Raw genomic sequence first — 19,144 nt, 5'->3', positions numbered from 1 at the left:
TACATCTAAAATGCAGCGCACCATCTGAAATTGAAAGTTGTGCTGCCCCTTTCTCTTCCGCAAAACCCCTACACATATTAATGCCTGAAAAGCCACATAAAATGCTGCTAAATCAATGATTAGCAGCATTCCCTTTCTTATTCGTTGAATGAAATGGCCCAGCTCCCATTTCTCATTACCGGCTCCTGTGTTCCATCTTCCAAAACACCATCAATATCAAGTTCGGCTGAACCCATCATAAAATCTACGTGAGATAAGCTGTCGTTGATTCCATTTTGATCAAGTGCGTCCCCACTCATATCAGAACCGCCACTCACGTTATTCGGGTAAGCCTTCCCTAAAGCTAAGTGACAAGAAGCGTTCTCATCAAAAAGTGTATTGTAAAAAATCAATCCTGATTGAGAAATTGGTGATTCGTGCGGCACAAGGGCAAGCTCACCAAGGCGTTGCGAACCTTCATCGGTTTCCAGCAAGTGTTTCATCGTCTCTGCCCCTTCTTCAGCATTGAAGTCAACAACTTTACCTCCTTCAAATGTAAGGGAGAAGTTTTCAATAAGATTCCCACCGTAATTTAACGGTTTGGTGCTGGAAACTTTTCCGTATACTCCGTATTTATGAGGAGCGGTAAAGACCTCTTCGGTTGGAATATTAGGGTTGAACTGAATATCCTCGTTTCCCGTAGCGAGGGGCCTGCGTCCACCTTTCCAAATGTGGTCTTTTGGAAGCTCCACTTCCAAATTCGTCCCTGGGGCTTTATAAACCAGCTTGCTGTACTGTTTCTTATTTAAATACCGTCTTGCCTTAAGCAACGTTTTGTTGTGCTCTTCCCAGGCAGCAACAGGATCTTCCTGATCAACTCGAACAATCTTGAAAATTTGGTCCCAAAGCTTATCCACTGCCTTTTCACTGCTCTCGTTCGGAAAAATTTTCTGAGCCCACGCAGGGATCGGAATACTGACGATCGACCATTGAATACGGTCGCTCATTATATGTTGACGGAACTCCGACATCGCTTCTGCTCTTGCTTTATTAGCCGCTGCTACTTTTCCGGCATCCATCCCTTTAAGAAGATCAGGATCGTTGGCCATCACAGAGAGAATCGCAGCACCTTCTTTAGCAAAATACGTGTACTGTTGTTGCTGCCACCCAGGAACTTCAGAAAGAGTTTCCTGCCCACCATATTCATATTTCATCCTGGTCAATGCATCATCTGTCCAGTTAATATGTACATCTTCCGCCTCCATTTCATAGGCCTTTTGAGCAATCACCCGTGTGAATTCAGCACCTTCGATAGGAGAGTTGATCATCAACTTCTGACCTTTTTGCAAATTGACTCCTGTTTTCAAGGCTAAGTCTGCATATTTCTCAAGCTTTTCTTGACTAGGAAATTTCATATTCATCCTCCCCCTTTTGGATCCGCTTTCATTATTTCATATTTTTGGGATGAAGTCTTCAAAGTATATCCAATTTCATTTAGATAATCTCAATATATTGCTTTAGGTACAGTTAATTAAATACTGAACAATGTTATGCATACATTTCAAACAACCATGCGATCAGATACATTGGAACACCTACAATCATCGCTCCTGCAAATAAATAACTCATGGACTTTATAATAAATTTAAATGCATCATAGATCGCTCCAGCTAAATCATTAACAAATCTCAACATACAACCGCCCTCACCTTCGCACTATTTCTAACCAAGGTACGCCTTGTTTATAAATACGCATGATAACTACTATTTGTTTCAACACCAACTTCTCAAGAATTATTGAGAAGTTTGCAATCCACTGATTTTGCTTTTAAAATTATTCAGAATCAGGTTGAAAATGGAGGGTTATTATGGAAAAAAGGTTGAATATGACACGGAATATTGATGTATTAATAATTGTAGCAGGGACTATTTACCTTTTATTAGTAGCATTCACTGAGGTAACGCATTCTTCGTTTTTTCTCCTCACCACATTTTTCTTAATGTCCTTAATCAGAGGGATCGAAGCGCAATGGAGCGGCAAGAAAATAGCTAGTAAAATTATATTTAGCGTGAGTCTATTTTTTTTAATCATCATTATATATATATTAGTGTGCGATACCTAATGTAACCTTCAAAGGATTTCTTTATTTCGTGTCTTTTAAACTTACTGGATAAAGGATGAAGTATTAAAAAAAAATCAACAAGTGGATTTAGCGACGGTTTCATTATTATCTTTTACTACGATTCGGTCGTTAGTATCTAACGTGATCTCAACAGGGAAAACGGCTGATATTTTATCAGAGAAAATCCACCTTCTCCCGGGCTGTATTAGCAAAAGGAAAGAACCGGTTGCACTTTTGCCCATGAAATTGAGGGATGAATCATTGATTGGGGTGTTATCACGCTCTTTGAGCCCCAGATTTATAAGCTTTTGGCCAGTCTTTATGGCATCCTCTACAGTTAAACTCATTTCACTAATACGTAGAATACTCCTACGTGAAAAAGGTTTCTCACTCTTATCTGCGCTGGAATGGCGGGAGATGAATTCCACAATATTTCCAGCAGGATCGTAAAAATATAGAGAATGAGCAGGAATATGAGGGAAATCCGCCTCATCTTCTCCATCTTCATCATTTAACTCCACTTTAGCTTCCACCCAGGCTTTTGCTTCTCTGAACTTATTTGATGGAATATCAAAAGCAAAGTGATAAAATGGGTCGCCTTCAACTTTACTTGAGGTGAATTCCAATAGACTGGAGCCAGCAGCAACCTGAAAACTTTCTTCAGTGTCCTTTGTTAATGGCATTTCAAGGGTATCGGTATAAAAGTGTTTCATGCTTTTAATATCTTTGGTTTTTAAAATGACTTTTCTTATTTCCATAGACTTTCTCCCCTTTAAATAACCTGCTAATATAAAAATCCCGCTATTTATCATTGGAATAATATAAAAAGAAAAATAAGAACAACATATTTATATGCCCTCTTATGTTGCTGGGGTTTACTAGAATGATCTTGGATACCTCCTTCTTCCCGCTAACAATATTGGATCTTTTCCATTAAAAAACGATAGAGATAAATAAGATCGCTTGCTTAATTAAAATAATCTACTTACCAGATTATATGGATTCATCTCCCACGTTTCATAAGGGATGGTGTTTGTGGCTTTCATACAATCAATGGTGCGCGACTTCATATGGGGACGAGTTATGTAATAATCTATATTTTCCTCAGTAAGTTTAATGAATTCAGCCTCTTTAATTTCTTCTGGTTGAATTTTTATGTCCCCTCTTATATATTTTGCCTTAAACACGACAGATAATAGATGTTTTGTAGCATTGTAATACACTCCTGTTATTCCAACAGGTGAGATGACTATTCCCGTTTCCTCCAATACTTCTCTGGATACAGCTTTATCAAGAGGCTCCCCTTCTTCCACCTGTCCGCCGGGAGTTTCCCAAGTATCTGATCGCCAGTGTGTCTTGACTAAAAGAGTTTCTCCGTTCTGGTTAGTAATATTAGCAGAAACTGCAATGATATGTTTTGGCGTCATATCCACTATACCCCCCATTTTGATATTTTCTGTCAACTTTCAACTTTCCCGTATTATTGAATAGAGCTGGTTATTTGCAAAACGTTCTTGATGCAATGTTTATATCTATCAAAAGCTACACTGAAATCATAAAGAGTGTCTTTATTATAAATTTCTATATCTACTAGCTCCTCATTGATTTGGTTTAATTGATCACTTATTCTATCGTCTTCTATCAGTTCACCAGCTTGCTTCAACTGAATATGGGTTTTATTAATTCTAATAGGCAGTACACCATCATTTTCTTTAATTAATTTTTTCAGCTGTTGATCACTTGGAGCAAAGAAGTTATTCAAGTTTTCCAGCGTAGGTACCGCAATATATCCATCTGCATTTACTGATTTTTTTGCTTCTAAAAGTAATCCTGCGGCAGACTCTTTCCTTTCATCCTCTGGAACTTTATCCAGTTGTATTGCCGCACTATCCCATTCTTTATAAATATCTTTTTTAGGTTCAACTTCTAAGAAATATTCTTTGATTGATTCAGCGGGAACTCCAGTTTGTTCTGACCTTTCTCCCTTTCTTTCCTCTGCGTTGTCTATTGGTTCTACATTATTTAGATTGTCACTGGAGGTGGTTAATACGATAACTAAAACTAAAGTAAGAAACACGATTATCGATAAATATATTTTATGCATTCGGTGCCTCCTTAGCTTTATAGCAATTTTTAACTCACCCTATAAAGGAAAATACTAACAAATAAAGGGTATCATAAACAGACTCATTCGTAACTTCTCATGTGCATCATATTCCTGATCCATAATTACTCACTTCAATCTTAACTCCTTGCAGCATAATAAAAAGCCAACATAAAATGCTGACTTCGATAATGATAATTCAGTTAATACTACTTAATGATAAAAACGGAATAACCGTTATACACCCAGGACAACAATCCCTTGTTAACTTTTCCTCTGAAATATGTTTCACGATGTGTATGTTAAAATATGAAAATAATTAACTATAAGCATAGAAAGGCTGTATTTAATGAACTTGATAATCTTAGGAGTCATCATTGGTGCAATTTCAATCAGTGTGATTAAATTCGCAATTAAAGGAAAAACTTCGGGTTCCAAAGGACAGGAATATACTCCAACAAGTGATATATATAGTGGAAAGAATAGAGACTATAGCAATCATGCACCTGTAGAATCACATAGAAAAGCCCCTTATGAAGAAGTGGACAAAAGAGAATGAACTACTAAGGTGCTTTACTTGAAAGTTTAGCCCTTAATACTTCATCAATTAAAAAATATCCGACAGCAACGGGCAAAGCAAAATAAAAGGTTACTTGGAAATAATGCTCCTTAAGGAAGGTAGCCGTTAATAGAAAAGCTATAATACTATGTAGAATAAGTCCTAGCGGAAAACTATGAAATTTTATCTTCTTTTCTATATATCCAACAGTGATTGATAAAAGTGTTCCGCAAAAAATTGCAACAAATAAAATAGGTGCGGGTCCCTTTAAATAAACACTATAAAACGCCACCGATATGATAAACGTGATTAAAGCTGTTAATAGTTTTCTTTGTACCATAGCTTGCTCCTTTTACTGTCTACGGAAATAATAAAGAAGGAGTATGTTCGTCTGCTAAAGCCGAACATACTCCCTTGTTCAATTATGTGGTATGCCGTTCATTTTCTTGATCCACTAAGCCCAGTGTCTGAGCTGTTGATTTCTTGATTTCCCGAAGCAGTTCCGGGTTTTCAGATAGAGACAGACCGTAAGAAGGAATGATTTCCTTTATTTTCGGTTCCCAATCTTTCACATGCTGCGGGAAGCACTTCTCGATGACTTCAAGCATGACGTGCACAGCAGTGGACGCGCCCGGTGAAGCCCCTAACAAGGCAGCGACCGATCCATCAGCCGCGGTGACAACTTCAGTACCGAATTGGAGGGTCCCTTTGCCACCATCCTCTGTATCTTTGATGACTTGCACCCGCTGCCCCGCTACGACCAGATCCCAATCTTCGCTTTTGGCATCAGGGATGAACTCACGGATATCCTCCATGCGCTTATCTTTAGAAGCGATCACCTGCTCAATCAGGTATTTGGTCAGGGAAACATTTTTAACACCTGCACCGAGCATCGTAACGAGGTTATCCGGTTTCACAGATGTTACCAAATCCAGCATAGAACCGGTTTTCAAAAACTTCGGTGAGAACCCGGCAAATGGCCCGAACAATAGTGACCTTTTACCATCGATAAACCGTGTGTCCAAATGCGGCACGGACATTGGCGGAGCACCCACTTTGGCTTTTCCGTAAACTTTCGCATAATGCTTGGCTACGACGTCCGGATTGTTACATACCATGAATTGTCCGCTTACCGGGAAGCCGCCGTAATTCTTCGATTCAGGCACACCGGTTTTTTGCAGCAAATGCAGACTGCCGCCTCCACCGCCGATAAAGACGAAATCTGTTGTATGATATTCGATTCTTCCGTGTTCGTTATCGTACACCTTCACTTCCCAAGCCCCGTCGCTGGTCCGTTTAATATCCTCGACGCTGTGCTTGTAGTTGACCTCAAGCTCATTGTCTTCCAGATAGTCAAACACTTTCCGAGTTAAGGCACCGAAATTGACATCCGTACCAGAATCGATTTTTGTGGCTGCTATCGGCTCATTTAATGTACGGTTGTTCATAATCAGCGGGATCCATTCCTTCAGCTGTTCCGGGTCTTCGGAAAATTCCATATCCTGAAACAGTGGATTCTCGGCCATTGTATTAAAACGCTTTCTTAGGAACTCGACGTTTTGTTTGCCATGCACCAAACTCATGTGGGGCAATGGCCTGATGAATTCCTGTGGATTACGAATCATATGGCTGTTCACAAGATAAGACCAGAATTGCTGGGATACCTGAAATTGTTCATTCACTTTGATCGCTTTACTGATATCGATGGAGCCATCCGCTTGTTCGTTCGTATAGTTCAGCTCGCATAGAGCCGCATGCCCTGTTCCAGCATTATTCCATACGTTCGAACTCTCTTCGCCGGCACATTCAAGCTTTTCAAAAGTTCGAATCTTCCAATCCGGCACTAATTCTTTAAGGAGTGACCCCAAGGTTGCACTCATAATTCCTGCACCAATTAAAATGACGTCTGTTTTCGTATGTTGTTTACTCATTTCCCTTTTCATACTCCCTATTTTTGCAGGAAAGATGGAGTCGCTCCCGCAGAGGTACACTCACAAAACAGGATTCGACCTGGTTACACATCTTTCCAATTCGTTTTAATCCAACACCCATTTTATCACTATTATCCCAAAATTAAAATATCCGCTGAAGCAACCAGCCAGGGGCCCTCTTTCTCTCACGACTTCATGGAAATGTTATAATTTCCGGATGATTTTGAATAACCTCGAATTATCGGAAAGTTTATTACGTCTGCCCTATTATCATGGGGAAAGCAATGCAATAAATTCAGAGCGTCATTCGGAATCTTACTTAACAAAAGAATTGCCGGACCATCGTTAGTTTGAAATAATTGGAATAGACATTGACGAGAGGGATGAAAAGATGATCGCTATTACAAGAGCATCAGCTGAACATATCAAGGGAATTTCCAGGGTGTGCTGTAAGGGAGTTTAGATACATACAAAGGGATCCAGTCCAGAGAAAATATCGAACGGAACAATCAACGCTTTATAACTATGAACGTATTTCCAAAGAGTTGGATGATAGTAAAGGCTGGGACGGCTATGTTGTCGCCCTGGATAAAGATAAGGTGGATGTCATGAACGCAAATCTAAGGTCGTCTCTCATGTTATTAGTTGGAATCATAGTCGGTCTTACAATCGCTGAGGTGATAAGCAACGATGGATTCGACTGGGATCAATGGGTGTTCGTAATCACAGGTGGGGTCGTCGGGTATTCAATCATAAAGCTCCTTCTCTTCCTTAACCGTAAAAAGGAGAACAGTTGATACGGTAAACCCGGAATCCTTTTGAAACTTCATAAACATCAATACGTAATGAATACAAAGGGGGGTTTTCGGATGGGTAAGAAACATATGAAATACTCAATACTCACCGGATTATTGACATTTGCTTTGTGTTTAACTATCTTCTTAGCGATTGATTCCCCGTCTCCCTATATAGGAGCATTGGTAGCAGCGTTTATTCTGTTTGAAATAAGTTTTTACCATTTCTTCGGAAGAGAAAGGAAAAACAAAAAACTGCTCTGAACTTTCCACTTGTTTCCGTTATGAGAAAGGGGTTTTTATTGTAGTGAAAAAATTATTACAAAGACTATTGAATGCAAAACTCCACGAAGAACCTGGCAGTGAAATACGCATAGGAAATATCATACAGCTTTATGGAGGGAAGGCATACAAAGTAACAACATATGAAGGGGATGAAAACCAACATCCGTCCCCTCACAAAGTCTGTTTGGAGCCGTACAGAAGCTGGCACCCCGTTTCTCTTCCTGAGGACGACCCATACAAATCCAGGGTTTGGGCCAGCATTCAGGAATTAAATGAAGAGTTACTCCAGAAGAGTGAACGGATCCTATCGATAGAAAGAGGAAAAGGAAAGTGATATGGCAGGAGCGATCCTTATCGAATTTCCATAAAAAAAGCTGATAGATCACAATCCCATCAAGCATCATGAAGAACGCCATAACATTGTTTCAAGGTGACAGCAATTCTAACTTGAATGGAGGCGTTAATAATGAGTTCGATCAGTTGGTTTGATTGGATAACCCCCACAAATCCAGTCGCTTCATTATTTTTCGGTATACTTTTTACAATAATTATCGGAATTACGGTGTGGGTGGAGGCAAGAGACCTCAAAACCGTGGTTGTGACGACTATAACCGGTATTATTGTAACGTGTGTCGGAACTGCTATATTAAATGTCATTGGTTTTTATCCGTAAATCAGTATAAAGTCCTCATTAAAAGGAGGTGAAATCATAAAAAAATATATCCAGGTTGTATGGTTATGTTTCATTTTACTATTATCAGCTTGTACGAAGGGGGAAGAAGACACACAAGAATATTCAGGCATTATTGGTGATGGTAAAGTGATGGGTTATGAGTACACCATAACAAAAGAGAAAAATACATTTTTATGGAAGGTTGGTTACAAAGAAGATCTAACCATTATTGAAGCAAATCGAAACAATGAAGAACAATTACAAAATTTCATGAGGGCTGTAAGTGATAGTAAAGTGATCCTTTCAAAACTAATAATATCGTTATCATACATATTAATTGTGGCAGGAATTTCGTTTTTCATATATAAGAAGAACAGAGACTCACTTAAAGGTGGGGGCACAATAGTAGGGGTATCAGCGAGTATTATTGCCTTATATATTGCCGTTGAAGCATCCTTTGACCTATATAGCGTCCTGCAAGATGTTAAAAATCACTACCTAAGTCTAATTAATTAAGATAAGGGACTCCCCTTATCAGGATCTGAAAATTATAACCAAGCGGGATTTTATAGCCAAAAGTAAAGGAGGGGTAAAATGGATGAAGAAAAATGGGAGATACAGGAAATAAAGCGTCTGAAAAAGAAGCACTTAATTCTGTACAATTTAGTGATGCTGCTGATAGTTGTTTCGTTTGGTTTTTATGCAGAGAACGGCGGAACGGCCCCCCTCATTTTTAATTTATGCTGCGTGGTTTTCTGGATCATTACCGCGACTTCATGGTGTACCCTTATAACAGGAAACGCAATCGGTACCAAGTCCACACAGCGTGTACTTTCCTTCGATAAAGACCATTTGGGGGAAAAGCGCTGGAAGCGACAGAAAACCCTGGGAACTGTACTGATTAGTGTTTTAACTATTGGTATTACAGTAGTGTTGTTGGTCATGGAATTTGACTCTGTAAGATTGGAATTCCCTCTTGATGCTACTCCGATTATCGGTGCCTGGGCAGGTTATACCGCCGGAGAAATCCGCAATATCAATAGATTATAAGAAGCCATCAGTTATTTGATATACATAATTGAGCCCCTTCATCACCGGAGGTACTACTATAGTGAAGTATAGAATAAAAGGAGAGGCTGCAATCAGCTGAGTGATGATAAAAGAATTTCACGCAGAGCTAAAAATAAAGATATCGCTCGCTTCCTGTACCTTTTAGCTGTGATTTTAGTGAGTCCATACTTGAGCGATGAATTCAACATCATTGGAGCACTGGTCATTGCCTTATGGGCCTATCTCATCCTTATGTTCATCCTTCATTCATTCAACAAGAACAGAGACTCGGAATAGATATTCCCTCAATTGTACTTAAACAGAACAATTGACAATTCATTTGATACAGGCATATAATTTTGCACTAAGGAAAAACATTTCGCTTATGCAAAAGGAGTTCCTTCACTATGATGGATTTTTTCACTGATTTAAACCCAGTTCTACAAGCCTTAGCAGCCACCCTTTTCACCTGGGGAATGACAGCTCTCGGAGCAGCTCTCGTCTTTATAGGAAAGAAACAAAACCAGAAAGCGATGGATGGGATGCTGGCTTTTTCCGGAGGAGTTATGATTGCTGCCAGCTTCTGGTCCCTGCTTGCCCCTGCAATTGAAATGGCTGAATCAAACGGGACGCCCTCATGGCTTCCTGCTTTAATAGGGTTTCTTTTAGGCGGCTTGTTTTTGATGATGGTCGATCAAATATTGCCGGTATTAGAGAAGAATGACAACTTCTTACACGAAATAAAAGATAAAAAGGCCAAACGGAGAACATCTCTGCTGATTTTTTCCATCACCCTCCACAATGTACCTGAAGGTCTTGCAGTTGGTGTCGCTTTCGGTGCCTTAGCTGTCGATTTTTCCACAGGATCCCTTTCAGGTGCCATCGCTTTGGCCCTCGGGATCGGGATCCAAAACTTCCCTGAAGGTACCGCAGTTTCGCTGCCATTACGCAGGGATGGAATGTCTAAGAAGAAGAGCTTCTTCTACGGACAGGCCTCTGGAGCGGTAGAGCCCATCGCGGCTGTCGCAGGAGCACTGGCTGTGATTTTCATCCAGCCCCTCCTTCCTTACGCTTTAAGCTTTGCAGCAGGAGCTATGATTTTTGTTGTAGCCAAAGAAATCATCCCTGGCTCCCAGGAAAAAGGCCATGTGCAGATAGCCTCAATAAGTTTAATGGTCGGATTTGCTTTGATGATGACACTGGATGTCGCATTAGGATAGGAAAAGGCCCCCCTGAAGGGCCTTGATTTATTAGAAGCTTGGGCAAATCTAAAAGCTTCACTCAATATGCAATATCGGTAAGACTCTTTAATTGTGACTTGTCCCGAATACTGCCTTCAAATTTGTATAGGATAAAGTCAGTCTTCTATATACTTATCTTTAACAAACTCTGCGCCGAGCCCTGCAGCCACCATGAGAACCAAAGGTCCAAAGTTCCAAACAAAAGACCCGCCGAACAAAGGGATATCTAACGACGTGGTCCTATTCACAATGAGAACAGATATTTTTGCGATCAAAAGTGCTACCCCGATTAAAAAAGTGACATCAAAGAACGCCTTGAGCCTTGGGTGGGCCAACTGCTTGCTGTCGTTAATCACCTTTTCCTTCAATTCTTCATCACTCCTCAATAATTCATCAATGGTTACACCGAGCAGATCACTTAAATGAATGATGATTTCAATACTCGGATAATTTTGCCCGTTTTCCCATTTGGAAACAGACTGCCGGCTCACGAATAATTTTTCCGCTAATTCTTCCTGAGACCAGCCTTTGTTTTTTCTGTTCTGTTTTAATTTGTCTGCAAAATTCATATCAGCGATCACCTTTCTCGGTTTATACTCCATTATCGCCGGATTTTAGTGAAATAGTAAAGAACGCGCTGGTTGCAAGGCCTCGCACTTAGAAGTTTACATGCTGAGTTCCTTCATTTGGCGCGGCATGAGGAAAAATTCATAAGGAAACTTAGTCTGATTCTCATTACCTTTGAAACTGTTAACTAAGTTGATACGTATTCATCTTGAAAGTAATCCAGCATATATCTAAACTTGAATATAGTTGATTTAGAATGGGGTGGAAAGATGGATTTTGTTGCCTGGATGATTGTCGCAAGTGAGATCGGGTTTTGGGTAGTGATTGCTGCAGGACTCGTCACACGTTATATTTTCAAACGGAAAAAGCTGGGGCTATTCCTGTTAGCATTGACTCCCGTGATTGATCTGATTTTATTAGTGACGACGAGTGTAGACTTGGGGAACGGGGCGACAGCCACAATGGCCCACGCAATTGCAGCTATATATATCGGAGTCTCCGTAGCATTCGGAAAGAGCATGATTGAGTGGGCAGATGTAAGGTTTCAGTATTACATAACAAAACAGGGCCCGCGTCCTGAAAAACTTTCTGGCATCTCCCATGCCAAGCACTACTTTAAAGGCTGGGTGCGTCATGTTGTTGCCTATGTGATCGGGGCCGCCTTTCTTGCCAGCATGATTTTTCTTATTGATGACCCTGTACGGACAGAAGCGTTATCAAGCGTGCTCAAACTTTGGACACTAGTCCTGGGGATCGATTTTTTAATCGCCATCAGCCACTTCATCTGGCCGAAGAAGTGAAACCAAGTGAGTAAGCGCCCAGGCACGATGATAAGTTACTCATAGTTTAATGTTTATAATTACCTAGACGATAAAAAAGTGTCTGACTCTCTTGCGGGAGTACAGACACTTTTTTCATGAGGAGAGCAATTATATTAAGGTTTTAATATAATTGCTTTCTCTCCTTATACTATTTGTACACTTTTGTTACCAAGATCGATGTTTTTAAAATATCTATCAGGACTGGTTGATTTCCATGCGCAATTATATTGGATTTAGTGATCATAGCATTAAACCTACTGATGCGGGGCATTACCATCTCTATTAGGGGGATGACCCGGCTAAGGCTGTTGTTAATTGATCTAAATTATACTCCATAAGCGTGAAGTAATCCTCTTCATTATTAATATCTTCCTCTGTCAACACAGACAAGTTATGAATACGTAAGGTTTCTGCCCCTATTTCTTTCCTAACTACATCGGCAACTTTAGGTGTTACGTTCTGTTCAAAAAAAACATGATTCAAATTGTGCTGTTCAGCTTTCTCTATGATTGTTTGCAGTTCTTTCTGTGATGGTTCATTGGTGGGGCTCAAGCCAGAAACGGCGATTTGTTCAATTCCATAAGCTTGCTCCCAGTATCCATAAGCGGAATGCGAGACGATGATCTTATTCTTAGGTAAACTTTCCAGTTGTGCATGGTACTCTTGATCTAAATTTTTTAGCTTTTCTTTAAGCTTTTCAAAGTTTTTGTTGAATGTCTCTTCTTGTTCAGGTTCAAGCTCCACAAGGGTATCTTTGACATTCTCAGCTAGTTGGATTGAGCGGATAGGGTCAAGCCAGACGTGCGGATCTTGATTCCCATGATCATGTCCCTCATGTTCTTCTTCATGGTTGCCCTCATCTTCATGAGCGTGTGCGTCGTCCTCATGATTGCCTTCTTCTCCTTCATGGTTATGGACGTGTTCTTCTAAATCAATCCCTTTTGAAGCTTCTAATATTTTGACATCTTCGGATTGAATTGATTCTGAGATTTTTTTTGCATAGGACTCTAAACCAGCTCCGTTATAAATGAAAGCATCAGCCTCTGCAATTTCTACCATCTTTTTGCTCGTCGGTTCATAAGTATGTGGGTCTGATCCAGCTGGCAAGATCGATTCTACGGAAGCCTGGTCTCCTGCGATCTGCTCAGCAAAAAACTGCATAGGATAGACTGTTGTAAATATTTTTAAATCTTCACTTGAGTTTTCACTGCTATTATCCTCTTTATCTGAACATGCAGCTAACACAAAAATGAGAGCAGCTAGACTGATTATGCCTAAAGTTCTTTTAAACATTCTTCTCCCCCTTTTCATTTCTCAACGATTATATCGTAATGGTTACTAATTGTAAATAGTACTGATTACTTTTTGATCTTCTAAAAAAAGCCGGTTAAATTACACCGGCTTACTGACATTGAGGACATGCCCCGTAAATCTCAAATTTGTGATTTTCAATCTGGTATCCTTCCAATTTATCATCCATGGTTTGCATAGGGCAGAACTCGACAGCTTTGGTTTTCCCGCAAAACGTACAGATGAAATGGTGATGATGGCCGTTGGAAGTGCAGGCCAGACGGAAATGTTTCTCCCCGTGAAGCTCTGTCGCTTCCAGTAGATCCTCATCTGTCAAAAGGTATAAATTTCTATATACCGTATCGAAACTTACACTCGGAAAATCTTCCTGGATCATTTTCAGAACTTCTTTTGCAGCGATATATTGGTCTTGATTAACAAAAATTTCCAGCATCCGTTCTCTCTGTCTGGTGTGCTTATACCCTTTTTCTTTTAGCTTTTGGATAGCTGTATTCAAGTTCATAATGCTTCACCCTTTATCGAGAATTGTGTACTCACTTTTTTGTAAGCTATAGTCAAAATCAGAATGAGAATCGCTGTCATAACAATCGTGCCCCCAGGTGGTACGCTGAGGTGATAAGCCGAAAACAAACCGATAATGACAGAGGTTTCACCGAATAATACAGATAATCCGATCGTCTGCTTAAAACTTGTAGAAAGGCGTAAAGCAGAAGCTACCGGCAAAGTCATCAATGCCGAAACCAGCAGGATTCCTACCACTTGCATAGAGGAAGCAATCACTAAAGCTACCATCAAAATAAATAAAAGGTGAACCCAACGTCCACTGACACCTGAAATCGATGCGTGTTCCTCGTCAAACGATAAGACAAACAGTTCTTTATAAAACAAGAGGACGATCAACAATACGATTGAAGTAATGATTAAAACGGTCCACATATTCGACCGGCTCACAGCGGTTACACTTCCGAATAAATAGCTGAATAAGTCCGTGTTGAAACCGTCGGCCAGAGAAATCAAAATCACTCCTAAACCAATCCCGCCAGACAGGATGATCGGAATCGCCAGCTCTTCGTAATGCTTGTACACTTTTCTTAAGCGCTCGATTAAAACAGCCCCTATAACTGAAAAGGCCATCCCCATATAAACGGGATTCCAATCATTTATTCCGGATACTCTCTTTTCTAATAACAGACTGGCCGCTATTCCCGTCAATGTAATATGGGAAAGAGCATCTGCAATTAAAGAAAGCCTCCGAACAACGATAAACACTCCAAGCAAGGGTGCAACCAGACCAATTAAAATACCTGTGATTGCCGCGTTTTGCAAAAATTCATATTGGAAAAAGCTCTCAAACATCAGGAAGACACCTCCCCATGCTCATGATTATGAGTGAGTTGCTGGACATTGTGGCCATACATCCGCGTCAAATCCTGATCACTGAATTGATCATATTCCTCTGATGCACCATGGAAATGGATGGTCTTATTCATACAAGCTACGTGGGTCGCATGTTTGGTGATTGTACCTATATCATGCGTGATCAAAAGAAGGGTGATCCCATTTTCCTGATTCAGCCTTGCCAACAAATCGTAAAACTCCGTGACATGTTTCGCATCGACTCCGACTGTCGGCTCGTCCAGAATTAATAGGGAAGGGTCACTAACAAGAGCACGGGCAATGAATATTCTTTGCTGCTGCCCCCCGAAAGTTCTCCAATATTGGTGTTTGCATAATCTTCCATTTCAACAACCTTTAACGCCTCAAGCGCTTTTTGTGTGTGCTCTCGTTTGAAAAATCGGAAGGCACCGAGTCTTGAGACAAGACCTGATTTCACTACTTCCAAAACACTTGCAGGAAAACCGGAGTTAAAACTGTTCGATTTTTGTGATACATACCCGATTTCTTTCCAGTTCCTAAATTGTTTAATAGGCTGGCCAAATACGTGCACGCTTCCTTTAGCAGGCTTATTAAGTCCAAGAATCAGCTTAATCAAAGTAGATTTTCCTGAACCGTTCGGACCGACCAATCCAAGGAATTGGCCCTCCCTGATAGTGAAGTTCACATCTTCGACTACCCATTCTTTATCATATTTAAAAGATACATTTTTCATTTCTACTATCTTATTTTTACTCATTCGATACCCCTCACAAAATAGTAATGATTACGAATCATTTTATTACTCAAACATAGATGAACTATACACTTTCTATGACGTCGATTCTTATGTTCTAGTTAATATCAGTATAGTTAATTCATAGTCATTACGATTTGACTCATGTTAATTGTAAAGGAGGATTCGATGTGAATCAAGAATATTCTTCTCCCTCTGAAGAGTTTATTCGCTGGGAGCTTTCTTTAATTGAATCTGATCGATTAAAACCATAGAGGGAACAGTAGAATCTTATGTTTAAGAAGAATTGGAATTCGCTAGGAAAACATATATTGACAGAAAAAAGTGTCTGCCCTCACACAAGAGGGCAGACACTTTTTTTACATAAGAAGCAACGTCAACCCCGGAGCTAAGACCGAAACGATGACGGCACTCAACACCATCGCAATGGTGCTGACAGAGCCCTCGAGCGGGTCCCGTTCCATCGAAGTCGCTGTCCCGATCGCATGCGAGGCACTTCCCATGCCGACCCCTTTTCCAAGTGGATGGGTCAGACGGGCATAGCGCATCACCACAGGATGTATCAGCACCCCGCCAATGCCTGCAATCATAACAAACACAGCTGCGAGGGGCATCACGCCGCCGCTTGATTCTGCAATCGACATTGCGACAGGTGTCGTCACCGATTTAGGAACGATGGAATGGATGATCAACTCACTGAACCCGGCCCACTTGCTGAGCAGAAGTCCAGAAGTAACCCCGACGAACGCGCCAATCAACGTCCCTGTCAAAATCGGCAGGAGCATTCTGTTCAAAACATCACGGTATTGATAAAGCGGATAAGCAAGCGCAACCACCGCCGGACCAAGCAAATGATCGATCCACTTGCCCCCTGTCATGTACGTTTCATATGGAAGATGGAATAAAAGCAGCAAAGCGATGATCGCCAGTGTCGATAAGATGATCGGGGCGGTATAGATCCGGCGAAATCTACGGTAAATGAATAACGCCCCTTGGTAGAAGAGGATCGTCAGCCCGATCATAAGTACAGCTGTCAGAACTTCATTCATGGGCTGCCTCCCTCCTTCGCGCCATCCACTGAGCGACAAATCCTGAAATCCCCATCACTAAAGCCGTACTCAACAAGCCGATGAGAATTAGGATTGCACCTTTCCCTTCGAATACATAGGCATAGCTCATAACCCCGACCGTGGCTGGGATAAAGAAAAACGGAAGGTGGGTAATCATGAATCCTACTCCCTGCTTAAGCCAGCGATCCGAGATGATTTTCAGAGACAGGAGTGCAAACAGGACGATCAAACCGATGACACTGCCTGGAATGAACAGGTCAAAGGTGTTTTGAATAAGTGTTCCGAATAGATAGATTACGTATAATCCTATGATTTGCAAAATAATAGTGAAGACCTTTGGCACGTGTGATCCTTCTTTCTAGTTGTGAGATGGAAGTATACTTTCTATATTATATAGGAATGTTGTGAGCACACAAAAAATCCTGCCCTCAAAGTTAATCAGAGAGCAGGAAACTTTTATTTGTCTTTTGCAATTTCCAGACGATTTGGAGCTAGAGGTGTTTGCTCCAGCCACTTATTTTTTGCCATTACATTGAACCATTCTTTTGTAATCATGATGTTTTTCAATATGATCTTCTCATAAGTCGCGACGAGGTCTATTCGCATGGCAGATGCAAGACCTGCTCCATGGTAGGATTGAGAAGATTGTAATAAGAACCCCATATGATACAACATTAACTTATCCGAAAAAGGAGCATCCTGAGAGACAGTCACCTCTGATTCCCAAGACATTGGAACAGGTAGATTATCACCTTTCAGTTTTTTACCTAGCGCTTGAATTTGCTGGTCAGATGCATTTTGGGCACTCTTTAAAAATTTTCTTACCTCTTTTGATTGCGTGACCTGGCTAAATCCAATGGAAAGTGACTTTTCCAATATCTTCTTTTTGATATTAAGAGATAAAGCGATAATTTCAGTTGCGGCTAATGGGCGCTTGTCACCAAACATACCATCAAGAAATTGTTGATCTTGGATGAATTCCGGATTGTCTTCCGGGTAAAAGGACGGATCTCGTTGAAAGTGACCCTTTTCCAGCAGTAATTCAGTTGTTTGATGATACATTCTTTTTGCATCATCATCGCAAGAATCGTAAAAATGGCGTAAATCTTTTCTTACTGAAGAACTGAGCGACGTTGTGTGTCCCAACAAACCATGCAGCGTCATAATATGTAAATAGTGCAAACAGAAGATATCTGAAAACAACCTCTCCGCGCCATTATTAAGGTCTGAATCAGAAAACCCGACCGGAACTGGAAACCCCTCGTTTTCAATAAATGTTGTCAGTTGTTTTTTCTGTTTCCCAAACGTCTTTATTGCATCTTCGAAAAGTGTTTTTATCTTTTTGTCCTCTATGATCGTTACCATATATTTGTTTACAGTATCGACGGCCGTTCCATTCACATACTGCCCCCACAATGTCCCTATCTCTGCAGCAGTGAGCTTTAAATTCTCCTTACCCATAATCATCACCTCTAGGAAGAGTTTGCCCAGATTTTATTTGAATTATTAATATCTATTCTAAATGAAATCAGCCTCCTTTCTTGATTCATTCGCTTTGGTAAAGCAGAGAAATTTCAGAAGCTTATTACTCTAAAACCCATCAATACAACCAACACTAATAAAACACTGCCACCAATAAAAGCGGATTTGCTCTGTCCCCCTTTCTTTCTCCTCACATTACTGCTTTCCATAAGCCCCATCATGATTATGGCAATCAATCCTTTGGTTACGTAAAACGGATCAAAATCATAAGCGATCACTAATGAAACCCCTGAAAATAACATCACTATAAAAAATAATCGCAAGAACATTTGCGTCATGTTTGCGGCTTTGCTTTTATTCAACCCGTATAAGAAATAAGTTATGAAAAACAATGTGAAAATAAATATCCAAGAGCTGCGATGAATCGTCTGAAACAAACCGATATTTTCTAAAATATAGCTCATCGTTAAACCTCTTTACATTTTAATTAGATGTTCGATTTTCGAATAAAAAACTCTGCTAGTACTAAATTGATAGTGAATGATGACCAAACAGCAACGATATAAGAAATACCATAGTCAAAGTGAAGCCCATTATGAAAAATAGCGACAACAATATAGATGGTTAAATTTGCATAGGTCAGAAAAAAACTTCTTAACATCCACTTTCTATGTTGAGCGATTTCTCTTCTCCTTATATTCAGGTATCCATTTACTGTTGTAAGAAGCCATAATGTATTCAATATCCAAAAACCATCACACTCAGCAAACCGCCATTCGCATAAATGGCAACATAGTAACCAGGTACCATATTTGACAGGATCGCCAAGATATAGATACGGCCATTCCACCGGTGCAAGTAAGGATTATTATTTCTAATTCTTTTTGAAAGACCTAATGGACCAGTCATTAAAGCAACGATTGCAAGTGTGATATGGATTCTGATCATCACGATCCATAGGTCTTCGTCAGCTAAATCTATCTCTTTTTTGTCCAAAAAAGAAGTGAATGCAGGATCGACTAT

At 40.3% G+C, this 19,144-nt stretch carries 25 protein-coding genes and 2 pseudogenes; 10 read left to right on the top strand and 17 right to left on the bottom strand.

Annotated features, from left to right (window positions below):
* Positions 1-137 precede the first annotated feature (137 nt).
* From HLI_RS12315 to HLI_RS12300, 5 genes are all read right to left on the bottom strand, one after another.
* Positions 138-1,394, bottom strand: a complete 1,257-nt coding sequence (locus HLI_RS12315) for an aminopeptidase (protein ID WP_128525233.1) — start codon at positions 1,392-1,394, stop codon at positions 138-140.
* Positions 1,395-1,527: 133 nt separating this feature from the next.
* Positions 1,528-1,674, bottom strand: coding sequence for a hypothetical protein (locus tag HLI_RS21645; protein WP_164908546.1), 147 nt, complete (start codon positions 1,672-1,674; stop codon positions 1,528-1,530).
* A 502-nt stretch (positions 1,675-2,176) separates the two neighbouring features.
* Positions 2,177-2,860, bottom strand: coding sequence for a VOC family protein (locus HLI_RS12310; protein ID WP_128525232.1), 684 nt, complete (start codon positions 2,858-2,860; stop codon positions 2,177-2,179).
* Positions 2,861-3,073: 213 nt separating this feature from the next.
* Positions 3,074-3,547: an NUDIX hydrolase gene (locus tag HLI_RS12305; protein ID WP_128526879.1), complete on the bottom strand. Its 474-nt coding sequence runs from the start codon at positions 3,545-3,547 to the stop codon at positions 3,074-3,076.
* Positions 3,548-3,582: 35 nt separating this feature from the next.
* Positions 3,583-4,206 (bottom strand): hypothetical protein, encoded by a 624-nt coding sequence (locus tag HLI_RS12300; protein WP_128525231.1) that lies wholly within the window; start codon positions 4,204-4,206, stop codon positions 3,583-3,585.
* A gap of 349 nt (positions 4,207-4,555) precedes the next feature.
* On the opposite strand from HLI_RS12300, the gene HLI_RS12295 reads away from it, so the two are divergent.
* Entirely contained in the window at positions 4,556-4,765 is a 210-nt protein-coding gene (locus HLI_RS12295; protein ID WP_128525230.1) for a hypothetical protein, read from the top strand.
* Positions 4,766-4,769: 4 nt separating this feature from the next.
* Here HLI_RS12295 and HLI_RS12290 read toward each other — a convergent pair whose 3' ends face one another.
* On the bottom strand, positions 4,770-5,105 hold the full coding sequence (locus HLI_RS12290) for a hypothetical protein (RefSeq protein WP_128525229.1): 336 nt from the start codon (positions 5,103-5,105) through the stop codon (positions 4,770-4,772).
* Between the two features lie 82 nt (positions 5,106-5,187).
* Positions 5,188-6,696 carry a malate:quinone oxidoreductase gene (locus HLI_RS12285; RefSeq protein WP_241655841.1) on the bottom strand — a complete coding sequence of 503 codons (1,509 nt, stop codon included), beginning with the start codon at positions 6,694-6,696 and terminating at the stop codon, positions 5,188-5,190.
* A gap of 608 nt (positions 6,697-7,304) precedes the next feature.
* Here HLI_RS12285 and HLI_RS12280 point away from each other — a divergent pair.
* From HLI_RS12280 to HLI_RS12250, 7 genes are all read left to right on the top strand, one after another.
* A complete protein-coding gene (locus HLI_RS12280; protein ID WP_128525227.1) occupies positions 7,305-7,493 on the top strand; it encodes a hypothetical protein in 189 nt (62 codons plus the stop codon).
* 72 nt (positions 7,494-7,565) lie between these two features.
* A complete protein-coding gene (locus tag HLI_RS12275; RefSeq protein ID WP_128525226.1) occupies positions 7,566-7,754 on the top strand; it encodes a hypothetical protein in 189 nt (62 codons plus the stop codon).
* A 43-nt stretch (positions 7,755-7,797) separates the two neighbouring features.
* On the top strand, positions 7,798-8,109 hold the full coding sequence (locus tag HLI_RS12270; protein ID WP_128525225.1) for a hypothetical protein: 312 nt from the start codon (positions 7,798-7,800) through the stop codon (positions 8,107-8,109).
* 132 nt (positions 8,110-8,241) lie between these two features.
* Entirely contained in the window at positions 8,242-8,448 is a 207-nt protein-coding gene (locus HLI_RS12265; RefSeq protein ID WP_128525224.1) for a hypothetical protein, read from the top strand.
* A 147-nt stretch (positions 8,449-8,595) separates the two neighbouring features.
* The gene (locus tag HLI_RS12260) at positions 8,596-8,964 is read left to right on the top strand and encodes a hypothetical protein (RefSeq protein WP_128525223.1); all 369 of its coding nucleotides are present in this window, start codon (positions 8,596-8,598) and stop codon (positions 8,962-8,964) included.
* 78 nt (positions 8,965-9,042) lie between these two features.
* The gene (locus tag HLI_RS12255) at positions 9,043-9,498 is read left to right on the top strand and encodes a hypothetical protein (RefSeq protein WP_128525222.1); all 456 of its coding nucleotides are present in this window, start codon (positions 9,043-9,045) and stop codon (positions 9,496-9,498) included.
* Positions 9,499-9,905: 407 nt separating this feature from the next.
* Positions 9,906-10,718: a ZIP family metal transporter gene (locus HLI_RS12250; protein WP_128525221.1), complete on the top strand. Its 813-nt coding sequence runs from the start codon at positions 9,906-9,908 to the stop codon at positions 10,716-10,718.
* A gap of 137 nt (positions 10,719-10,855) precedes the next feature.
* Here the strand turns inward: HLI_RS12250 and HLI_RS12245 are convergent, their stop codons facing one another.
* Entirely contained in the window at positions 10,856-11,308 is a 453-nt protein-coding gene (locus HLI_RS12245; protein ID WP_128525220.1) for a helix-turn-helix domain-containing protein, read from the bottom strand.
* Between the two features lie 267 nt (positions 11,309-11,575).
* On the opposite strand from HLI_RS12245, the gene HLI_RS12240 reads away from it, so the two are divergent.
* Entirely contained in the window at positions 11,576-12,106 is a 531-nt protein-coding gene (locus HLI_RS12240; protein WP_128525219.1) for a hypothetical protein, read from the top strand.
* Positions 12,107-12,341: 235 nt separating this feature from the next.
* Positions 12,342-12,413: a ZinT/AdcA family metal-binding protein gene (locus HLI_RS22135; protein ID WP_431357402.1), complete on the top strand. Its 72-nt coding sequence runs from the start codon at positions 12,342-12,344 to the stop codon at positions 12,411-12,413.
* Here HLI_RS22135 and HLI_RS12230 read toward each other — a convergent pair.
* From HLI_RS12230 to HLI_RS12190, 9 genes and pseudogenes are all read right to left on the bottom strand, one after another.
* Positions 12,410-13,420: a metal ABC transporter solute-binding protein, Zn/Mn family gene (locus HLI_RS12230; RefSeq protein WP_128525218.1), complete on the bottom strand. Its 1,011-nt coding sequence runs from the start codon at positions 13,418-13,420 to the stop codon at positions 12,410-12,412. The two genes, HLI_RS22135 and HLI_RS12230, sit on opposite strands and share 4 nt — an antisense overlap.
* Positions 13,421-13,529: 109 nt before the next feature.
* On the bottom strand, positions 13,530-13,940 hold the full coding sequence (locus tag HLI_RS12225; protein WP_128525217.1) for a Fur family transcriptional regulator: 411 nt from the start codon (positions 13,938-13,940) through the stop codon (positions 13,530-13,532).
* Positions 13,937-14,794 (bottom strand): metal ABC transporter permease, encoded by an 858-nt coding sequence (locus HLI_RS12220; protein WP_128525216.1) that lies wholly within the window; start codon positions 14,792-14,794, stop codon positions 13,937-13,939. Before HLI_RS12220 ends, HLI_RS12225 begins: the two co-directional genes overlap by 4 nt.
* A pseudogene (locus HLI_RS12215) lies at positions 14,794-15,572 on the bottom strand (metal ABC transporter ATP-binding protein). The gene HLI_RS12220 and the pseudogene HLI_RS12215 overlap by 1 nt, the downstream one beginning before the upstream one ends.
* Before the next feature lie 356 nt (positions 15,573-15,928).
* The gene (locus HLI_RS12210) at positions 15,929-16,618 is read right to left on the bottom strand and encodes an LrgB family protein (protein ID WP_128525215.1); all 690 of its coding nucleotides are present in this window, start codon (positions 16,616-16,618) and stop codon (positions 15,929-15,931) included.
* Complete coding sequence (locus HLI_RS12205; RefSeq protein WP_128525214.1) at positions 16,611-16,982, bottom strand: CidA/LrgA family protein; 372 nt, start codon at positions 16,980-16,982, stop codon at positions 16,611-16,613. Before HLI_RS12205 ends, HLI_RS12210 begins: the two co-directional genes overlap by 8 nt.
* Before the next feature lie 113 nt (positions 16,983-17,095).
* Entirely contained in the window at positions 17,096-18,100 is a 1,005-nt protein-coding gene (locus HLI_RS12200) for a DUF3231 family protein (protein ID WP_206659611.1), read from the bottom strand.
* Between the two features lie 113 nt (positions 18,101-18,213).
* Positions 18,214-18,585 (bottom strand): DUF1516 family protein, encoded by a 372-nt coding sequence (locus HLI_RS12195; RefSeq protein WP_128525213.1) that lies wholly within the window; start codon positions 18,583-18,585, stop codon positions 18,214-18,216.
* Between the two features lie 23 nt (positions 18,586-18,608).
* Positions 18,609-19,030: pseudogene (locus HLI_RS12190) on the bottom strand (DUF2306 domain-containing protein).
* Between the last annotated feature and the right edge of the window lie 114 nt (positions 19,031-19,144).

The organism is Halobacillus litoralis, from assembly GCF_004101865.1.
GTDB classification, from domain to species: domain Bacteria; phylum Bacillota; class Bacilli; order Bacillales; family Halobacillaceae; genus Halobacillus; species Halobacillus litoralis_A.
The sequence above is the reverse complement of the archived record's forward strand: the minus strand, read 5'-3'. Positions and strand labels throughout refer to the sequence as shown.

Excerpts from the sequence above, each read along its gene's own strand:
- HLI_RS12295 (WP_128525230.1), top strand. The coding sequence starts at position 4,556 with ATGAACTTGATAATCTTAGGAGTCATCATTGGTGCAATTTCAATCAGT.
- HLI_RS12265 (WP_128525224.1), top strand. The coding sequence starts at position 8,242 with ATGAGTTCGATCAGTTGGTTTGATTGGATAACCCCCACAAATCCAGTC.
- HLI_RS12255 (WP_128525222.1), top strand. The coding sequence starts at position 9,043 with ATGGATGAAGAAAAATGGGAGATACAGGAAATAAAGCGTCTGAAAAAG.
- HLI_RS12280 (WP_128525227.1), top strand. The coding sequence starts at position 7,305 with ATGAACGCAAATCTAAGGTCGTCTCTCATGTTATTAGTTGGAATCATA.
- HLI_RS12225 (WP_128525217.1), bottom strand. The coding sequence starts at position 13,940 with ATGAACTTGAATACAGCTATCCAAAAGCTAAAAGAAAAAGGGTATAAG.
- HLI_RS12300 (WP_128525231.1), bottom strand. The coding sequence starts at position 4,206 with ATGCATAAAATATATTTATCGATAATCGTGTTTCTTACTTTAGTTTTA.
- HLI_RS12230 (WP_128525218.1), bottom strand. The coding sequence starts at position 13,420 with ATGTTTAAAAGAACTTTAGGCATAATCAGTCTAGCTGCTCTCATTTTT.
- HLI_RS12195 (WP_128525213.1), bottom strand. The coding sequence starts at position 18,585 with ATGAGCTATATTTTAGAAAATATCGGTTTGTTTCAGACGATTCATCGC.
- HLI_RS12275 (WP_128525226.1), top strand. The coding sequence starts at position 7,566 with ATGGGTAAGAAACATATGAAATACTCAATACTCACCGGATTATTGACA.
- HLI_RS12245 (WP_128525220.1), bottom strand. The coding sequence starts at position 11,308 with ATGAATTTTGCAGACAAATTAAAACAGAACAGAAAAAACAAAGGCTGG.
- HLI_RS12305 (WP_128526879.1), bottom strand. The coding sequence starts at position 3,547 with ATGGGGGGTATAGTGGATATGACGCCAAAACATATCATTGCAGTTTCT.
- HLI_RS12200 (WP_206659611.1), bottom strand. The coding sequence starts at position 18,100 with ATGGGTAAGGAGAATTTAAAGCTCACTGCTGCAGAGATAGGGACATTG.
- HLI_RS12290 (WP_128525229.1), bottom strand. The coding sequence starts at position 5,105 with ATGGTACAAAGAAAACTATTAACAGCTTTAATCACGTTTATCATATCG.
- HLI_RS12250 (WP_128525221.1), top strand. The coding sequence starts at position 9,906 with ATGATGGATTTTTTCACTGATTTAAACCCAGTTCTACAAGCCTTAGCA.
- HLI_RS12285 (WP_241655841.1), bottom strand. The coding sequence starts at position 6,696 with ATGAGTAAACAACATACGAAAACAGACGTCATTTTAATTGGTGCAGGA.
- HLI_RS21645 (WP_164908546.1), bottom strand. The coding sequence starts at position 1,674 with ATGTTGAGATTTGTTAATGATTTAGCTGGAGCGATCTATGATGCATTT.
- HLI_RS12240 (WP_128525219.1), top strand. The coding sequence starts at position 11,576 with ATGGATTTTGTTGCCTGGATGATTGTCGCAAGTGAGATCGGGTTTTGG.
- HLI_RS12210 (WP_128525215.1), bottom strand. The coding sequence starts at position 16,618 with ATGAATGAAGTTCTGACAGCTGTACTTATGATCGGGCTGACGATCCTC.
- HLI_RS12315 (WP_128525233.1), bottom strand. The coding sequence starts at position 1,394 with ATGAAATTTCCTAGTCAAGAAAAGCTTGAGAAATATGCAGACTTAGCC.
- HLI_RS12220 (WP_128525216.1), bottom strand. The coding sequence starts at position 14,794 with ATGTTTGAGAGCTTTTTCCAATATGAATTTTTGCAAAACGCGGCAATC.
- HLI_RS12310 (WP_128525232.1), bottom strand. The coding sequence starts at position 2,860 with ATGGAAATAAGAAAAGTCATTTTAAAAACCAAAGATATTAAAAGCATG.